This window comes from Bradyrhizobium cytisi (genome assembly GCF_008123515.1).
GTDB lineage: Bacteria > Pseudomonadota > Alphaproteobacteria > Rhizobiales > Xanthobacteraceae > Bradyrhizobium > Bradyrhizobium cytisi.
This window is the reverse complement of sequence record NZ_VSSR01000019.1, coordinates 120,485-138,234: the sequence shown is the minus strand read 5'-3', so window position 1 is coordinate 138,234 and position 17,750 is coordinate 120,485. Positions and strand designations below refer to the sequence as shown.

Here is a 17,750-nt window from a genome sequence, read left to right as displayed (position 1 = left end):
CTTTAGATTCACGTGACTAGGTCACGACGGCCGATATCCGGGTCGGTGGGCAACCGTATCTTGCGCGGAATGGTAAGTTTGCCGGCAAAACCGTGGCGCGGTTGCAACATAGCTGTCGGATTCTGCCCTGGTTGTACGCCAAACGGACGCATTCCGACCCGACCGTAGTTCTACGGAACGTTCTCATGCCCTAAGTTCACTGGCGGAACAGCTGGGGCTGGGGGAGTGTGACGTGAGGGGCGTGGGGCTATGGAGGCCGCAGGGTGAACTGCGCCGGTATGGTGCCGTGTCATGCGCTGGCGCATCGACCATCCTGACGCTCGTGTTCGGTCTCGGCATTTCGACCACGCCGGCCACTGCGCAATGCGCGCCTGATCCGGTCTCGAGCGGCCAGACCGTCACCTGTAGCGGCACTGATACCGACGGCTTTCAGGCCGGCGCTGGCGTTAACAGCCTCACCGTGAACGTGCTGTCGGGCGCGACCGTGAATGACAACGGCTCAGTCTCGATCGGCCTCAACGACTCCAACACCGTCACCAACAGCGGGGCGCTCTCGGCAGGTTCGGGCCTGACCGGCATCAGCGCGGGAAATTCGAACACCGTGACCAACAACGGCATCATCACGGTGCTTGACAACGGCCTCGGCATCTCCGCGCTCGATCACAACGTCATTGCCAATGCCGGAACGATAACGACCGGCGACAGCGGTGCCGCGATCTCGGTAGGTGACAACAACACCGTCACCAACAGCGGTGCGCTGTCCGTCGGGGCGTCGGGCGCAGGCATCTTCGCGGGACAGGCCAACACAATCACCAATGCCGCGACAGGCACGATCACCGGCACCAACGATTCGATCGGGATCTTCGCGTTTGGCGGTGCGACCGTGACGAACGCCGGCGCGATCACCGTCGGCGATTCCACCGGATTCTCCGGCGGCATTCTCGCGACCAACAACAACAACACGGTCGTCAACACGGCCACCGGCACGATCTCGGTCGGGCAGAATGCCGCCGGCATCTTCATGCAGGGAAACTTTCAAACCGTCAGCAATTTCGGCGCTATCACGGCAGCCGACTTCGGCGTCGGTATTGCCCTATTTGGCGATGACGCCAAGATCACCAATGGCGGTTTGATCACGACGGGCGACAGCGGGTCGGCAGGCATTTCGGTGCAGGGTGATCGGGCCGTCATCAGTCAGAGCGGGACGATCAGTGTTGGCCTAGGCGGTGCGGGCATCGCCTATTCCGGCCTGTCCTCCGCGATCACCAACAGCGGGCGGATCACGGGGACCGATTTCGCCGAGGGTATCGTGGTGTTCGGTGATTCCAATATTGTCACCAACAATGGCACGATCTCGGTCGGGGCAGCTGGCGTCGGCATCGACGTGACGACACTGAGTACGACCAACCAGGTCGTCAATACCGGCACCATCACAGTCGGGGCCAGCGGTGTCGGCATCAGCGTGAGTGGTGGGGCGAGCGTCTTCAACTCGGGAACCATCAACGCCGCGACCGGTTTTGCTGCTATCGAGTTCTGTAGCTGTGGCCCGAACACGCTTACGCTCGGGCCCGGCAGCATCATCAACGGATTCGTGCTTGGCGCCGGCACCGACACCTTCCAGCTCGGCGGCACCGGCAAGGATACGTTCGATCTCAGCCTGATCGGCACCGGCCTCCAGTACGACGGCTTCTCGACCTTCAACAAGGTCGACAGCTCGACCTGGACGGTGACGGGCACCGGCAATCAGGACTGGAACGTGCTCGGCGGCACGCTGATGCTCGCCGGCACCATCAACGGCAATGTGAGCGTCGCGGCGGGCGGCACGTTTGGCGGGGTCGGCACGGTCGGAAGCTCCATCTCCATCAATGGCGGCGCGCTGGCGCCGGGCAGCCCAACCGGTACGCTCACCGTGTCAGGTGGTCTCTCGTTCACACCGACATCGAGCTACGTTGTGCGGGTGTCTGGCACGAGCAATGGCATCGCGGTCGTGGTGGGAACGGCAACCCTCGGCGGCGCCACGGTCGTGGTCGTCCCGACCGGATCGATCGCGAAGCACTACACGATCCTGACTGCGGGCACGTTGCCCGACAGGTTCAACCCGGTCGTGGCGGGGCTCTCGCCGAATCTCCAGGCCAGCCTGGGCTACGACCCGAACAATGTGCTCCTCGATCTCGCGCTGAATTATGGCGGCGGTCTCAATATCAATCAGCAGAACGTCGCCAATGCTTTGACACGCTCCTTCAACACCACAGGTAGCCTTCCCCTGACGCTGGCGAACCTCTCGCCATCCAGCCTGACTCAGGCCTCGGGCGAATCCGCAACCGGATCGCAGCAGACGACGTTCAATGCGATGAACCTGTTCATGAGCCTGTTGACCGACGTGTTCGGCTCGGGGCGCGGCGGCACGCCCGGCGCGACGCCTTATGCCGATGAGACCAGCGCGACTGCCTACGCCGCATCAGGCAAGCGCCCGAGCGACGCCTTTGCCTCAATCTATCGCAAGGCACCATCGCCGACATTCGAGCAGCGCTGGGATGTTTGGGCGGCCGGCTTCGGCGGCTCGCAGACCACGGACGGTCGCGCGGCACTCGGCTCCAACAACACAACCAGCAGCGTCTACGGAACCGCGGTCGGTCTCGACTATCGCTTCTCGCCTGCGACAGTCGCGGGCTTCGCGCTCGCCGGCGGCGGCACCGGTTTCGGCGTCAACGGACTGGGCTGGGGCCATTCGGATCTGTTCCAGGCCGGCGCGTTCGTTCGCCACAATGCCGGGCCTGCCTATGTCACGGCCGCACTGGCCTATGGCTGGCAGGATGTCACCACCAACCGCATCGTCACGGCCGCCGGCACCGATCAGCTGCGTGCGCAGTTCAATGCCAACGCCGTTTCAGGCCGTATCGAGGGCGGCTATCGCCAGGCGATGCCGTGGATCGGGCTGACGCCCTATGCCGCGCTCCAGGCCACGATGTTCAGCCTGCCGAGCTATTCGGAATTCGCCGTGGTCGGCAACAACGCCTTCGCGCTCAACTATGCCGCCAAGGACGTGACCAGCACCCGCACTGAGCTCGGCCTGCGCGCCGACAGATCGTTTGCCAGCGCCGGCGGCGTGCTGACGTTGCGAGGTCGCGCCGCATGGGCGCATGATTTCAATCCGGATCGCACGGTGGGCGCGGTGTTCCAGACGCTGCCTGGATCGGCCTTCGTCGTGAACGGTGCCGCGCTGGCGCGCGATTCCGCACTGACCACGGCGTCGGTGCAGATGAACTGGATGAACGGCTGGTCCGCGTCGGCAACCTTCGAGGGCGAGTTCTCGAATGTCACGCGCTCCTACGCCGGCAAGGGCGTCGTGCGCTACACCTGGTAGGCTCTACCGCTTCTGCTGCGTTGGCTTGCGCGGCGGACGCGGGGCGGCGGCAGGCGCGGCCGTCCCGCTCATCTTGTTGGCGGCTTCACTGACATCGAGCAGCGAGCGGCGCGTGTCCTCAAGGAAGCTTGCCGATTTCTTCCTCATGGTGTCGGCGAGCTCGTGCAGCCCCGTCACCTTTTCGAACAGCTCGTCGGCCTTGCCGTCGACGAAGCCGGGGACCACGCCCTCAATCTTCGTGACGGCCTTGTCGAAGCCCGCAAATGCATTGTCGACCTTGAGCATCACCGCGTCGATCTGGTCGCCCTTGCCTCTAAGGTCGGCGGTATAGTCTTCGAACGTACGCAGGCCGCCCTTGATCGCCGGCGCGTTGCTGACGATCGTGCGATCGACGCTGTGCAGCGTGTCGACGATGGATTCAGCGTCGCTGAGATCGGCGGTCAGCACGGGAATGCCGTCCAGATCCAGCGGCACCGGCGGCGCGGACGGCGCGCCGCCGATCAGCGAGACCGCAGCGACGCCGGTCAGGCCCTGGAACTCGATGCCGGCGACCGTGTCCTTGCGGATCGGCGCGGTGTTGTCGAGCGACACCAGCGCCACGACCTTGCGCGGGCTGTCCAGCTTGATCGACAGGATCTGGCCGGCCGGCACGCCGTCGAAATTGACCGGGCCGCCGCGGCGCAGGCCGCTCGCGGAACCGCCCTCGAACACGACGCGCAACTGGCTGCGGCTTTGGATCGTGCGCCATTTCTGCACGCCGAGCAGGCCGCCGAACGCCAGGGCGATCACCGCCAGCGTCGCCGTTCCGATCACCAGATTGCTCGCGCGTGCCATGCGGGTGCGATTTTACGACCAAAGTGGCGAAGTTGGAAGGAGCCCGGATGGCCGCAATGCTAACGGGGGCGGGTTAACGACTTGTCCGCCGTAGCTCGAAGAGCGAGGGCGGAAGCGCAACACGCCATTTTCTCACCGACCGTCCGCCCTACGCGACATCAATGGCGCGCTGCCCGTTTTGCTGCGGCATTGTTCAGCACGATGAGCGCGTCGACGGCGACGCCGGTTTTGGCATTGATCAGGAATGGATTGACGTCGATCGAGGCGATGCGATCGCCGGCATCCGCGATCAGGTTGGACAGGCCGACCAGCGCCTTCACGGCGGAGGCCTCGTGCAGCGCCGGCTTGCCGCGATAGCCGCGCATCTTGATGCCGGCCTTGGTGCGGCCGATCAGGAGCCGCGCCTCGGCCTCGTCCAGCGGCGCGCCGGCAAGGGCCACGTCCTTCATCAGCTCGATATCGATGCCGCCGGTGCCGAACAGCACGACCGGTCCCATCTCGGCATCGAGCGAGGCGCCGACCACGAGCTCAAGATCGGCCTTGACCTGCTGCGCGATCAGGATGCCATCGAGCTTTGGCTTGCCCTTCAGCTTCTTCACCCGCGCGGTGATGTCGGAAAAAGCTTTCTTCACTTCAGTCGTGCTGTTGAGGTTCAGCACGACGCCGCCGATGTCGGATTTGTGCAGGATCTCCGCGCTGACGACTTTGGCCACGACCGGGAAGCCGATTTGCTTGGCGATCTTCACCGCGTCCGCCGCCGTCTGTGCGATTCCCTCCTTCGAGACCGGGATGCCATAGGCCTTCAGCAGCCTCTTCGAGGCGACCTCGTCGAGCGCGGCGCCGCTCGCCGCTGCCAGCGCTTTCTCCAGCACGGCGCGCGCGGCGGGATTCGAGCTCGAGATGATGTCGGGAACCTCCTTGCGCAGTCTCGCATAGGCGAGCAGCGATTTGATCGCAGTCACCGCGCGGTCCATGCCCTGCATCACTGCGAGATGCGGCAGCGATTTGCGCAGGCCCTTGGTGAACTCGGTGAAGCCGATCGACATCGCGCTGATATAGATCACGGGCTTTGCGGCCCGGCTCGCCATCTCGTCGACGATGCGCAAATTGCGCTCGCGCTGCTCGTGCGGCGCTTTTGGAAACTCGGCGTCGATGATGACGATGTCGATATCGGGATCGTCGATCATCAGCTTGATCGACCTCATGTAGACAGAGGGATCGACCACCGCGGCAAAGCCGGCATCGAGCGGATTGCCGACGATCGAGCCGGGGCCGAGCATCTTTGCCAGCTCGCTGCTGACATGTCGACTGAGCGGCGCGAAGTTCAGGCCTTCTGCATAGAAGGCGTCGATCAGCATGCCGCGCTTGCCGCCGGACAATGTGACTGCGGCGAGCCGGTCGCCCTTCGGCACGGCGGCATGGACGAAGCATTCGGTGGTCTCGATCAATTCGTCGAGCCCACGCACGCGGATCACGCCTTCGCGGGTTGCGATCGCGTCGAATGTCTCGATCGAGCCCGCCAGCGCACCGGTGTGCGCCATCGCGGCGGCGCGGCCGCCTTCCGATGATCCGAGCTTGAGCGCGATCACCGGTTTGCTCGCGGCGCGCGCGGCCTTGCAGGCGTCGCGAAACGCCTTGGTGTTACGCACGCCTTCGAGATAGACCACGATCACCTTGACGCTCGGATCCTCGGCGAAATAGCGCATCAGGTCGGGTGTCTCGAGCCCGGTCTCGTTGCCTGTTGTCACCATGTAGCCGACACCGACGCCGCGATCCTCCAGGGCCTGCCGGATGGCCATGACAATGGCGCCGGATTGGCCGGCGATCGCCACCGCGCCCTGCTCCATGGTGACGATGCGGTCGTCGATGTTGGTGAAGAGCTTCTCGCCGGCGCTCAAATTGCCGAGGCAGTTCGGGCCGGTGACGGCTAGTCCCGTCTCGTGCACAGCCTGTTGCAGCTCCGAGGCGAGCTTCTGGCTCTCCTCATCCTGCAACTCGCTGAAGCCCGAAGTGACGATGGTGGCGGACCGCGCGCCGGCAGCAGCAGCGTCGCGGATCACCTGCACGGCAAAGCGTGCGGGCACCAGCACCAGAACGTGATCAGGCTTCTCGGGGAGGCTCGTAAAATCCTTGTAGCAGGGCACGCCCCAGATGGTTTCGCGCCTGGCGTTGACAGGATAGAGCCCGCCCTGGAAGCCATATCTGGCCAGATTGTTCCAGATGCGCTCGGCGTAATTGCCCGGCTTGTCGGTCGCGCCCACCAGCACGATGTTGCGCGGATGCAGCATGGCGTGGATGCCCTTGACGATGTCACTGGCATCGGGCGGCGGCGACCATGAGCGGGCAGGAACCGATGCAGCAGAGACCTGCGCTTTAAAGACCTGCGCTTTAGAGGCTTCCATGGTTTGACCTCACCTTTTGTTCTTCTTGGTGGCGCGTAACGTTGTTCTATGGCGAGTTCGGTGGAGTGGCAACCGGTGGAGCTGCATGCCGCACGGCGGAATGCGTGGCGGATCGCAAGCGACGACTTCAATCGCGCGCGCCAAGCCCGGTTTTCGAGAGCTCGATCGATCCCGGACGGGGTCGATTGCGAACGGCTAGTCCCTCTCATCGATCAGGATGGCATGCAGGAGGTAACGTTCGGGGCCGGACGTAACGGCGTCGAACGGCCAGCAGGTCGCAAGGACAAGCTCGAAATCCTGCGTCGCGGGATCGATGCCCGATGCGTCGAAACGGACTACGCTTGAGGAATCCGCGCGATAGCGAAAGCGTTCACCGTCACTGCGCGTGACATCGATCACGTCACCAATGGTAACATCCCGCAGGAAGCGGAAATGGGTATCGCGATGGGCGGCATAGACGGCAACGCCGCGCTCGCCGGCATCAACCGTTTCGTTGATGTGACCGGGGCCGAAGGCGAGCGCCTGCCCGCTCGTTCCGGAGAGCACGATGGCACTGGCGCCGATCCGTTTCACCTCGATCCGCGCCACCGGCCAGGTATCGGCCCAGGACCATGGCTTGACCGGCCGGCCGGTCGCAACGCTCCGGTCGAACGCGCGCTCCAGGAGCACCTGCGCGAGCCATGCCTTGGCGTGGATGTAGGCGCCGTCGCCGAACAGGATCGTTCCGATGACGGCAAGAGCGAGAGGAAAGATGAGGCGGGGCATTGTGTCAACCGTCCGAAGAAAAAGGGCGCGCGCGGCCGTTGGTATCGGGACGGGCAGCCGCGCGCGCCAAGCAAGAGGAGTTGGGGCGCTCCTCTCTCAAGCGGCGTCAGTGAGCAAGTGCTGACGCCGGTTGAACACGAACAGGATCAGGGCGAGAACGATCATGATCAGGCCTGCGATCATCTTCAGCGCGGCCGCAGTCGCGGTCTTGGGCAGGCGGATCGCATCGGGTGCGACAGGAGCCGGACGCCTTGCCGCAGGCTGGCCTGCATCGGCGCGGCGCTCGCGCAACTGTGTCGGCGTCAGCTGCGGCCGTTCGCCAAACATTTTCGCGAAATCCCAGCCGGCCGGCAGGTTGATCGGAAGCTCGCTGAGCTTGAGCGGCTGGCCTTCGGGACGGCTCGGCGTCTTGTCGACCGCGACGAGACTGGTCAGTCGCGTGACGATCTGATGGTCGAGCGCCAGCGCAAGGATCGTCTTGTCCGTGTCCTCCGGCGTCATCTCGCGGAGCGTCCGCGCCACCTCGGCATCGCCGATCTTGCGCCTGGCCCAGAGTTTTGACAGGCCCTTGCCTTCGGCAGCATTTTGCAACGGCAGCGTCACCGACCACGGCCGGTCGCCGACGCGGCCCTTGATCTCCAGCGAGCCCGCAAGCTTGTCGAGCTTTGCCGCGAGCACCAGCGGCTCGTCGCGATAGATATCGGGAATGATCGCGGGCGTGACGTCGGCTTTGGCTTCCGAGAATTTTGCGGTGAGGCCGGTCACGGCAGGATTCTCCAACTTGGCGAACAGGCCGCGCATGCGCTCCTCGACCTGCTCGACCGAGCCGATATGGGTGAAGGCGCCGCGGCCGAGCTCGGAAGCCCGCGTCATCAGATAGGTGTTGGGCGCGGAGCCGATGCCGACCATGAAGATGCGCGAGCGGCCGCGCATCGCGGTGATCGTCTCGAACAATTGCTGCTCGTTGCCGATCGCGCCGTCGGTCAGGAACACGATTTGGCGAACCATGTTGGTGTCACCGATCGTGTCGGTCAGTGCCGCACGCATCGCCGGCACCATCTCGGTGCCGCCGCGCGCCTGCAATGTGCTGACGAATGACGTCGCTTCACCGATATGCGCGATATCGGCTGGCACCGACGTCGGAAACAGCGCGTCCATGGTGTCGTCGAAGCGGATCACGTTGAAGCGGTCGTTCGGCTGGAGGCGGCCGAGGGCATAAAGAAGGCTCGCCTTGGCCTGCTCGATCGAGGTGCCGCCCATCGAGCCGGAATTGTCGATCACGAACACCACCTCGCGCGGCAGCGGCTTCTGCGTTGCTTGCTCGGCGGACGGCGGCGTAACGAAGGCGAGCAGATAGTCGGCATCGCCGACATGTTCGCGGAACAGCCCGACCGACGGTGCCTTTTCTGCCACAGGCTTCCAGGTCAGCTCGAAGTCGCGGTCGGCGGGCACTGTGCCGTCGGCAAGCGTCACGACGTGCGTCGTGTTGTCCGGGCTCTCGATCTTGACGTTGTGATGGTGGCTCTTGACTTCGCCAAGCGCAAAGCCAGCCTTGAGGTGCACCGTGATGCTGGTTGGATTGATCGGCGCGCTGTTCGGAGAAGTGTTGGCGGGATCGAGAACCGGCGGCGAGATGCGGTCACGGTCGGGCACCGGGTCTGAACTGGTCGCGCCCCAGCCGGAGCCGTCCTTGCGAAAGTCGACGCTCTGCACGATCGGCGCCGGATTGTAGCGCGGCCCGACCACGAGCGGCACGCGCAGCGAATATTCGTTGCCGGATTGATGCACCGGCTCCTGATATTCGATCTGCACCAGCACGGTTTCGCCGGGACCGATATTGGCGACCGAGTTGGTGAAGATGTTGGGCCGCTCCTGCTCGGTGAGCGCAGCCTTCTGTCCGTTGCGGCGCGCCTGCTCGTAGATTGCGCGTGCCTGCTGACGCTCCCTGATGTCGCCGACGATGACGCGGTCGCCGACCACCATCTTGAGCGTGTCGACGGCGCCGTCGGTGGCCAGCGGATAGACATAGGTCGCCTCGACCCAGTCCTTGGTCGGGTTGCGGAAGATCTGCGTGACGCGCGTGCGCAGCGTCGGGCCTGATACCGTGATGTCGACGTCGATCCCGAGGCGGATGGCTTGGGTGTAAGCGCCGTCCTCCTTCAGGAGGAGGCTGCCGGACTTGGCATCGCCGGGCTGGAGCAGGCTTGCCTGCTCGATCGTCGCCGACCAGCCAGGTGCGAAGCTCACCAGCAGGGCCACGAAGCTGACCAGGAGCACGGCAATGCCCTGCGCCAGGAGGAACAGTCCGACCTTGACCAGCCTGCCGAGCCAGGGGTGCCCGTTGCTGTCGACCGTATCGCAATTGTCCATTTGGCCTGCTCCCGAAAGGTGGTTGACGACGCCGAGCATCGGCCGGGAGGGGGCGATTTCGCGAGCAGAATGATCGGCATTGTTCTGCCGCGGCTGGCCCGGGCAGGCCGCCGCTTTGGCGGCGATGTCCGGTTTTGTGCTGACTTGTCCGCCCTGCTAGAATGATGCCCGTGGGAAGCAGGGCTAACGATGCAGACGCCGGATAAACTCAACGACGGGCAGCTTTCGGACGAGCAGAGCCGCGAGGTCGCGGAGACGATCCGCGAGGAGATCGCGAGGCGCAGGATTTCGCGGCAGGCGCTGGCCGAGCAGGCCAAGCTCAGCCTGTCGACGTTGGAGAAGGCGCTCGGCGGCCGCCGCCCGTTCACGCTGGCAACCACGGTCCGGCTCGAGCAGGCGCTGGGCGTGTCCTTGCGCAAGAGCAGCCCGGTTGCGCCGTCGCCCCCGGCCGGCAACGATGTCGCGCCCGACAGTCTCGGCTCCTATTCGCATCGCGCGGTGACCTGGATCGAGGACGTCTACATCACGCTGCGGCCGTCCTTTGGCGACAAGGACGCGATCTTCGCCTATCGCACCGAGATCGTCTGGGAGCCCAGAGTCTCCTCGCTGGTCTTCCGCGAGGGCGAGCGGACCGATGCCGCCTATGAGCACACCGGCGAAGTCGCGGTGCCGCATCAGTCGGGGTTCATCTACCTCGTCATCAACAAGCATGGCCAGCATCGGGTGATCACGGTATCGCGCCCGACGGTGAACGGCGAGATGTATGGCATCATCTCGTCGCTGCGCGCCGGCCCCGGCTCGCAGTTGACGCCGATCGCTGCGCCCATCGCCTATGTTCCGCTGAAGAACGTCCGAGAGCCGACGCTGGGGCGAATCGCACCGGATAACCCCAACCATGCATTGTATCGCAGTCACCTGCGTCGCACGGTGGAAGAGCCGTTTGCTCTGTTCCTGCCGGGGTAGTTACGCTCCCTAGCCACTCGGCTCGGCGCTGATGATGGGGCCGAACAGCTCCCACTGGCCGCTCTTGAAACGCCACATCTTGAGTTGCTCGATCGGCGCGAAGTCGGTGGCCGAGGTGTTGATCGTGATCCCCGGGATCAGCGTGTCGGGGGTGAAGTCCTTCAGGCTGGCGGCCTGCTTCATCACGTTCTCGCGGGTGAGATTGTCGCCCGCCTGCTTCAGTACCTGCACCATGGTCTGGGCTGCGGCATAGCCGTAAACCAGATTGGCGTCCGAGATATTCGCGCCGGGCACGTACTTCTCGATGAAGGCCATGAACTTCTTCATGCCGGCATCGTCCTTCCATTGCGGGTCCGAGGCGTCCTTGAGGTAGCCGGCCGAGAGCACGCCTTCGGAGGCCTCGAGACCGGCCGGTTTCATCACCGCGCCGATCGACACCGAGACGTCGGTCATCAGATGCATCGGCTTCCAGCCGAGCTCGGCGATCTTCTTGATCGCCTGCGCCGCGAATTTCGGGGTCGAAATGTTCACGAAGACATCGGCGCCGGTGTCCTTTGACGATATGAGCGTCGATCGACGGCTCCGACGTCTCGTAGCTTTCTTCAGCCACGATCAGCTTCGATGCCTTGTCGCCGAACACATCCTTGATGCCGGCAAGGTAGTCTTTGCCGAAATCGTCGTTGGCATAGAAGATCGCGACCTTCGCGTCCGGCTTCTCCTTCAGAATGTATTTTGCGAAGATCCGCGCCTCGACCCGGTAGCTCGGCTGGAAGCCCATGGTCCAGGGGAAGTTGTGCGGATCGTTCCACTTGCTGGCGCCGGTGGCGAGGAAGAGCTGCGGCACCTTCTTGGAGTTGTGATATTTCTGCACGGCGGTCTGGGTCGGCGTGCCGAGCGCGTTGAACACCAGGAAGACCTCGTCGCTCTCGATCAGCTTGCGGATCTGCTCCACCGTCTTCGGCGGCGAGTAGCCGTCGTCATAGGAGATCCAGCTGATCTTGCGGCCGTTGATGCCGCCCTGGTCGTTGATCATCTTGAAATAGGCTTCCTCGGTCTTGCCGATGACGCCGTAGGCGGAAGCAGGTCCCGAATAGGCCTCGACATTGCCGATCTTGATCTCGGTGTCGGTGACTCCGGTGTCGTACGCCTTCTGGGCGGAAGCGTCATGGATCGTGACCAGCGTCAACGCGGTTGCTGCGGCAAGCAGGGAGAGTTTCTTGTTCATGAAAATTCCTTGCGATTCTTCTGGGTTGGAGCAGGCACGTCGAAAACAAGAAGCGCCCGCGAGAGGGGCGCTTTGATCAGGCATTGGCGACCTTCTTGTCGATCTCGGAGGCGGCCGGGAATTGCTTGCGCAAGGTCGGCTTGTGGATCTTGCCGGTGGCGTTGCGCGGCAGCGCATCGACGAAGCGAACCTGGCGCGGACATTTGAAGCGCGCGAGATTGGCCGCGCAATGCGCAAAGACATCGGCCTCGGTCAGTCGCTGGCCTTGCTTGACCGCAACGATGGCGAGGCCGATCTCGCCCCATTGCGGATCGGGAATGCCGATCACGGCCGCTTCGGCGATCGCGGTGAGCTGGTGCAGGACGTTCTCGACCTCGGCCGGATAGACGTTCTCGCCGCCGGATATGTACATGTCCTTCCAGCGGTCGACGATATAATAGAAGCCTTCCTCGTCGACGCGCGTCGCATCGCCCGTGTGCAGCCAGCCGTCGGTGAAGGACGTCTTGTTCGCCTCCGGCCTGTTCCAGTAGCCCGGCGTGATGTTCGGTCCCTTGACCCAGAGCTCACCGAGCTCGCCGACATCGGCATCGCTGCCGTCGGGGCGGACGATGCGGACCTCGGTGTGCAGCACCGGCTTGCCGGCGGAGCCGGCCTTGCGTGCCGCGTCCTCGCGATCGAGCACCAGCACGGCTGGCGACGTCTCGGTCATGCCGTAGCCCTGCTGGAGCGCGACGCCGCGCGCCTCCCACACCTTCAGCAGCGGCACCGGCATCGGAGCGCCGCCGACGCCGCAGACGATCAATCGGGAAAGGTCAGTTGTCGCGAAGGCCGGCTGCTGCGCCATGAACTGATAGATCGCGGGCACGCCGAAGAACACGTTGATGCCCTGCACGGGATCGCTGATCAGGCCGAGCGCGGCACCGGGATCGAACGCGCGCATGATCATCACGGTGCCGCCGGCATGCAGCACGGGATTGGTGTAGCAGTTGAGCCCGCCGGTGTGGAACAGCGGCAGCACGGTGAGCAGCACCGAAGAGGGTCCGATGCAGGCGGGACCGCCGAGATTGACGCAATTCCAGAACGTCATGCCATGCGTGATGGTCGCGCCCTTCGGGTATCCCGTGGTGCCCGAGGTGTACATGATGGTCGAGACGTCATCGAGCGTGATGTCTTCGGCTCGCTCCAGCGGCTTGGCCGCAGCGATGCCGGCCTCGTAGGCGCCGCCGGGGCCGAGCAGCAGGCTAGTGGTGACGTTGCAGAGTTTTGCGACTGCGAGCGCCGTCTCGGCCAGATCGGCGTCGTGGATCATCACCTTCGGAGCACAATCGCCGGTGATGAACTGAAGCTCGGGAACGGTGAGACGGGTGTTCAGCGGCACGAAGACGGCACCTAACCGTCCGCAGGCGAACTGCACCTCCAGCGTATCGGTGGTGTTCAGCGCCAGCACCGCGACGCGGTCGCCGCGCGAAATCTTCAGCGTGTGGCGCAAGAACGAGGCGAGGCGCGAGACGCGGGCGTCGAGCTGCGCATACGTGAAGCGGCGCTCGCTCGCGAGGTCGAGGGCCGCAAGCTTGCCAGGCGCGCGGCGCGCATGATGAGCGATCCAGTCGTAGTAACGAACGGCCAACAATCCCTCCCTCGGCGGTGTTGTGCCGCCTGTCCTTTTGTTGCTGTGCACCATGCCGGCGTGGCCCTGGGAGGCCAGCCGGAGTTTTTGTGCAGCAGTCTTTTTTTGATCTGGAGTTGGCCTGCGAGGGACAAATACCGTCTTGCGTTGAGTTGCTAGGTCCTGGGCCTGCGACGTGCCACACCCCACTCAGCCACTCGGCGCAAGTGAGCCGTCAATGTTCCGGCCATGGTGGAAGCGAGAAGGGAGCCGTCGAAGGCGCAAATGCAATGAAGAGCCCGTTCTATACCGCCGAGCACGACGCTTTCCGCGACGTGATGCGCCGCTTCGTCGACAAGGAGATCGCGCCCTTCGCCCATGAGTGGGACGAAGCCGGCGAATTCCCCCGCGCGCTCTATCGCAAGGCGGCCGAGATCGGCCTGTTGGGGCTCGGATTCCCCGAGGAATATGGCGGGATCGCCGCCGACCAGTTCATGAAGATCGTGGCCAGCCAGGAGCTGGCGCGGGCCGGGGCCGGCGGCGTCAGCGCCAGCCTGATGAGCCACACCATCGGCTCGCCGCCGATCGCGCGTGCGGCGCGCCCCGAAGTCAAGGCGCGCGTGCTGCCGCAGGTGCTCTCCGGCGACAAGATCTCCGCGCTCGCCATCACCGAGCCTGGTGGCGGTTCGGACGTCGCAAACCTCCGCACCAGCGCGCGGCGCGATGGCGATCACTACGTCGTGAGCGGCGAAAAGACCTTCATCACCTCAGGGATGCGCGCCGATTATTTGACCGTTGCGGTGCGTACCGGCGGCGAGGGTGCCGGCGGCGTCAGCCTGCTCCTGATCGAGGACGATACGCCCGGCCTGTCGCGCACCAGGCTGAAGAAGATGGGCTGGTGGGCCTCCGACACTGCAACGCTGCATTTCGACGATTGCCGCGTGCCGGCCGCAAACCTGATCGGCGAGGAGGGCCAGGGTTTCAAGATCATCATGCAGAACTTCAACAGCGAACGCATGGGCATGGCCGCGGGCTGCACCGCCTTTGCGCGCGTCTGCCTCGATGAAGCGATTGCCTACGCCAAGGAGCGCAAGACGTTTGGCAAGCCGCTCGCCCAGCACCAGGTCATCCGCCACAAGATCGTCGACATGGCGCAGAAGGTTGCAGCGTCGCAAGCGATGCTGGAGATGCTGGCCTGGCGGCTGGAGCAGGGCGAGAGCCCGGTCGCTGAAATCTGCATGATGAAGAACCAGGCGACGCAGACCATGGCATTCTGCGCCTCGGAAGCCGTGCAGATTTTTGGCGGCGCCGGCTTCATGCGCGGCATCAAGGCTGAGCGAATCTACCGCGAGGTCAAGGTCAACGCCATCGGCGGCGGCACCGAGGAGATCATGAAGGATCTGGCCAGCCGGCAGATGGGGCTATGACCTCACCGGTGGCGCCGACGAGATATGCTGATGGTTCTGTGCAAGATGATGGTACGGCTTCCCGGCACCAAAGGAAATTCCCGATGATCACGCTCTACCACTGCGACGCCGCGCGCTCGTTCCGCCCGCTCTGGATGCTGGAGGAGATGGGGCTGCCGTATGAGCTGAAGATGCTGCCGTTCCCGCCGCGGGTTTTCGCCAAGGAATATCTCGCGCTCAATCCGTTGGGCACGATTCCTTTCATGGTCGACGGCGAGACCAAGATGACGGAGTCCTCCGGCATCTGCCACTATCTCGGCGTCAAGTACGGCCCGACGCCGCTGATGGTTGGCCCCGAGGATCCCGCCTACGGCGCCTTCCTGAACTGGATGTATTTCAGCGACGCCACCTTAACCTTCCCGCAAACGCTGGTGCTCCGATACACCCAGCTCGAGCCGGAGGAGCGCCGCAACCCGCAGGTCGCCACCGACTATGCCAAGTGGTTCCTGGGGCGGCTGCGCGCCGTCGAGGCCGCGACCGCGAATACTGAGGCCTTGTGCGCCGGCCGTTTCACCGCGGCTGACATTGTCATTGGTTACGCGCTGCGGTTGGCCGGTAGTGTCGGTCTCGCCAAGGATTTCGGGCCGAATGTCGCAGCCTATTGGGCGCGCCTGCAGCAGCGCGATGGTTTCAAGCGCGCGGTTGCGGCGGAGCAGAAGGCAGGAGTCGCGCAGAACGTGGCGCCGCGCGTGAGGGCGTAAGCCCTCCGCAGGTTGGGAGTACGGTCTCATCGCGGTTCCGGGAAGACTGATCGTCATCTCGGAACGGCAATCTTTTGCGCTCCATGACAGCGCTACCGCGTCGTGACAGCGCCCAAATTTCCGCTAAGGTGACCTCCGTCCGCAGCGGCCAGAGAGCCGCGCGAGGAGGATCCCAATGGAAGATAACGGTCGCGAATCCGACCATCTGATGCTGATCACGCCCGAGCGGGTGTTCTATGCCGGTCTGCTCGGCCGCCCACGCAAGCGGACCCCGGGCTGCTGCCACGTCTATGTCGCGGTGAAAGGCAGCCTGCATCTGACCATCGACGACGTCCTCGCGACCGCCGAACTGTTCGTCACCCTGCCGAATCAGCGGCATTCCATCGCCGGCGATTACCGCACTGCAATCAGCGTGACGCTCGAGCCGGAAAGCATGCCGGATGGCGTGATCGAGGCTTTGGCCCAGCGACTGATGGGACCGGACCGCGCGGTCTATGCCCGAAAGATCCTCGCTGCCTACGCGCTGCTGCGCCAGCGCCGGTATGGCGACATCAATACCGCTGAATTCGACGAGATGTGCTTTGGCAAGGCGCTGCCGCGCCGCGTGCTCGACCCGCGCGTGACGCGCGCCGTCGCCCGCATCGAGCGGTTTTCGGGCGAGCCCGTCACCGCAGATACTTGCGCGGCCGAAGCTGGTCTTTCAGCCTCGCGCTTCCTGCATCTGTTCAAGGAAGAGACCGGCATCTCGTTCCGCTCCTTCCGGGCCTGGAAGCGCGCGCGGCATCTGCTGCACTTCGCCAACCAGGATCTCAACCTGGCTCATCTCGCACAGGACATCGGCTATCCCGATAGCACCCATTTCAGCCATTCGATCCGCCGCTTCTACGGATTGAAGCCGCGCGCGATCTTCGTCGGCTCGCGCGATCTCGCGATCTATCGCAGCAGCGAGACGGTGCGGCTGGCGGAGGCGAGCTGACAACGCTCTCGTAGGGTGGGCAAAGCGAAGCGTGCCCGCCATCTTCATCGAGCCTCGAAACATGGTGGGCACGGCGCAAGAGCGCCTTTGCGCACCCTACGATAGCTCGCGCTTAGCTAGCTTCTCCGCGCAAGAAGCCGCATGCCGCTCATCACATGATCGCCAACGTTGAATTCTCAACGTGCGAGACATCAGTGGTATGAGCGACAAGGCCGTCATCACCTGCGCGCTGAACGGCGTGCTCACCGACCCCAAGCAGCACAACGTGCCCGTGACGCCCGAGCAGATGGCGCGCGAGGCCAAGGCTGCGTTCGATGCGGGCGCCAGCATCATGCACATCCATTTGCGCCAGCAGGCGCCGGACAAGGGGCATCTGCCGTCCTGGGATGTGGCCGTCAGCAAGGAGATCCAGCAGGCGATCCGCGAAGCCTGTCCCGGCGTCATCATCAACCACACTTCGGGCGTCTCAGGGCCGAACTACTCTGGCGCGCTGGATTGTATCCGCGAGACCAAGCCGGAAATCGCCGCCTGCAACGCCGGCTCGCTGAATTATCTGAAGGTGAAGGCCGACAATACCTGGGCCTGGCCGCCGATGATGTTCGACAACGCGGTCGAGAAGGTGAAGGACTATCTCGACGTCATGAACGCGGTCGGCACCATCCCCGAGTTCGAATGTTTTGACGTCGGCATCGTCCGTTGTGTCGGCATGTACCATCAGGTCGGCATGTACAAGGGCCCGTTCGAGTATAACTTTGTGATGGGCGTCGCCTCGGGGATGCCTTCGGATCCCGATCTGCTGCCGATCCTGATCAAGCTGAAGCGGCCCGAAGCGCATTTTCAGGTCACGGCGATCGGCCGCGAGGAGATCTGGCCGCTGCACCAACGCTGCGCCGAGCTCGGCGGACATCTGCGCACGGGCCTAGAGGATGCCTTCTATCTCGCCGACGGCAAGAAGGTGACGTCGAACGGCCAGCTGATCGAGGCCATCGCCGCCTGCGCCCGCCGTGCCGGCCGCGAGCTCGCAAGCCCTGCCGAGGCGCGGAAGATCTTTGGAACGAATCGCTAGCTATCGCCTCAC

Annotated in this window: 11 protein-coding genes and 1 pseudogene; 6 read left to right on the top strand and 6 right to left on the bottom strand. The window is 64.2% G+C overall.

Going from position 1 to position 17,750, the window contains the following annotated elements:
* Nucleotides 1-286 precede the first annotated feature (286 nt).
* Entirely contained in the window at nucleotides 287-3,364 is a 3,078-nt protein-coding gene (locus FXB38_RS12045) for an autotransporter outer membrane beta-barrel domain-containing protein (RefSeq protein WP_246229833.1), read from the top strand.
* Between the two features lie 3 nt (nucleotides 3,365-3,367).
* Here FXB38_RS12045 and FXB38_RS12040 read toward each other — a convergent pair whose 3' ends face one another.
* The 4 genes from FXB38_RS12040 to FXB38_RS12025 all read right to left on the bottom strand — a co-directional run bounded on the left by FXB38_RS12040 (nucleotide 3,368) and on the right by FXB38_RS12025 (nucleotide 9,735).
* Nucleotides 3,368-4,198 carry an MlaD family protein gene (locus FXB38_RS12040; RefSeq protein WP_148751070.1) on the bottom strand — a complete coding sequence of 277 codons (831 nt, stop codon included), beginning with the start codon at nucleotides 4,196-4,198 and terminating at the stop codon, nucleotides 3,368-3,370.
* 158 nt (nucleotides 4,199-4,356) lie between these two features.
* A complete protein-coding gene (locus tag FXB38_RS12035) occupies nucleotides 4,357-6,600 on the bottom strand; it encodes an acetate--CoA ligase family protein (protein ID WP_148751069.1) in 2,244 nt (747 codons plus the stop codon).
* 195 nt (nucleotides 6,601-6,795) lie between these two features.
* The gene (locus tag FXB38_RS12030; protein ID WP_148751068.1) at nucleotides 6,796-7,365 is read right to left on the bottom strand and encodes a class GN sortase; all 570 of its coding nucleotides are present in this window, start codon (nucleotides 7,363-7,365) and stop codon (nucleotides 6,796-6,798) included.
* Between the two features lie 96 nt (nucleotides 7,366-7,461).
* The gene (locus tag FXB38_RS12025) at nucleotides 7,462-9,735 is read right to left on the bottom strand and encodes a marine proteobacterial sortase target protein (protein ID WP_148751067.1); all 2,274 of its coding nucleotides are present in this window, start codon (nucleotides 9,733-9,735) and stop codon (nucleotides 7,462-7,464) included.
* Nucleotides 9,736-9,924: 189 nt separating this feature from the next.
* Between FXB38_RS12025 and FXB38_RS12020 the strand changes: the two genes are divergently transcribed.
* On the top strand, nucleotides 9,925-10,698 hold the full coding sequence (locus tag FXB38_RS12020) for a helix-turn-helix domain-containing protein (RefSeq protein WP_148751066.1): 774 nt from the start codon (nucleotides 9,925-9,927) through the stop codon (nucleotides 10,696-10,698).
* A 9-nt stretch (nucleotides 10,699-10,707) separates the two neighbouring features.
* Here FXB38_RS12020 and FXB38_RS12015 read toward each other — a convergent pair.
* A pseudogene (locus FXB38_RS12015) lies at nucleotides 10,708-11,923 on the bottom strand (ABC transporter substrate-binding protein).
* Between the two features lie 76 nt (nucleotides 11,924-11,999).
* Entirely contained in the window at nucleotides 12,000-13,550 is a 1,551-nt protein-coding gene (locus tag FXB38_RS12010) for an acyl-CoA synthetase (RefSeq protein ID WP_187434820.1), read from the bottom strand.
* A 269-nt stretch (nucleotides 13,551-13,819) separates the two neighbouring features.
* On the opposite strand from FXB38_RS12010, the gene FXB38_RS12005 reads away from it, so the two are divergent.
* The 4 genes from FXB38_RS12005 to FXB38_RS11990 all read left to right on the top strand — a co-directional run bounded on the left by FXB38_RS12005 (nucleotide 13,820) and on the right by FXB38_RS11990 (nucleotide 17,738).
* Complete coding sequence (locus FXB38_RS12005) at nucleotides 13,820-14,956, top strand: acyl-CoA dehydrogenase family protein (protein WP_148751064.1); 1,137 nt, start codon at nucleotides 13,820-13,822, stop codon at nucleotides 14,954-14,956.
* 83 nt (nucleotides 14,957-15,039) lie between these two features.
* Nucleotides 15,040-15,696, top strand: coding sequence for a glutathione S-transferase family protein (locus FXB38_RS12000; RefSeq protein ID WP_148751063.1), 657 nt, complete (start codon nucleotides 15,040-15,042; stop codon nucleotides 15,694-15,696).
* Between the two features lie 175 nt (nucleotides 15,697-15,871).
* On the top strand, nucleotides 15,872-16,672 hold the full coding sequence (locus tag FXB38_RS11995; protein ID WP_148751062.1) for a helix-turn-helix domain-containing protein: 801 nt from the start codon (nucleotides 15,872-15,874) through the stop codon (nucleotides 16,670-16,672).
* A 199-nt stretch (nucleotides 16,673-16,871) separates the two neighbouring features.
* Entirely contained in the window at nucleotides 16,872-17,738 is an 867-nt protein-coding gene (locus FXB38_RS11990) for a beta-keto acid cleavage family enzyme (RefSeq protein ID WP_148751061.1), read from the top strand.
* The last annotated feature ends 12 nt before the right edge of the window (nucleotides 17,739-17,750 follow it).

Coding starts and splice junctions, on each gene's coding strand:
- FXB38_RS12000 (WP_148751063.1), top strand. CDS start 15,040: ATGATCACGCTCTACCACTGCGACGCCGCGCGCTCGTTCCGCCCGCTC.
- FXB38_RS12040 (WP_148751070.1), bottom strand. CDS start 4,198: ATGGCACGCGCGAGCAATCTGGTGATCGGAACGGCGACGCTGGCGGTG.
- FXB38_RS12020 (WP_148751066.1), top strand. CDS start 9,925: ATGCAGACGCCGGATAAACTCAACGACGGGCAGCTTTCGGACGAGCAG.
- FXB38_RS11995 (WP_148751062.1), top strand. CDS start 15,872: ATGGAAGATAACGGTCGCGAATCCGACCATCTGATGCTGATCACGCCC.
- FXB38_RS12030 (WP_148751068.1), bottom strand. CDS start 7,365: ATGCCCCGCCTCATCTTTCCTCTCGCTCTTGCCGTCATCGGAACGATC.
- FXB38_RS11990 (WP_148751061.1), top strand. CDS start 16,872: ATGAGCGACAAGGCCGTCATCACCTGCGCGCTGAACGGCGTGCTCACC.
- FXB38_RS12035 (WP_148751069.1), bottom strand. CDS start 6,600: ATGGAAGCCTCTAAAGCGCAGGTCTTTAAAGCGCAGGTCTCTGCTGCA.
- FXB38_RS12025 (WP_148751067.1), bottom strand. CDS start 9,735: ATGGACAATTGCGATACGGTCGACAGCAACGGGCACCCCTGGCTCGGC.
- FXB38_RS12005 (WP_148751064.1), top strand. CDS start 13,820: ATGAAGAGCCCGTTCTATACCGCCGAGCACGACGCTTTCCGCGACGTG.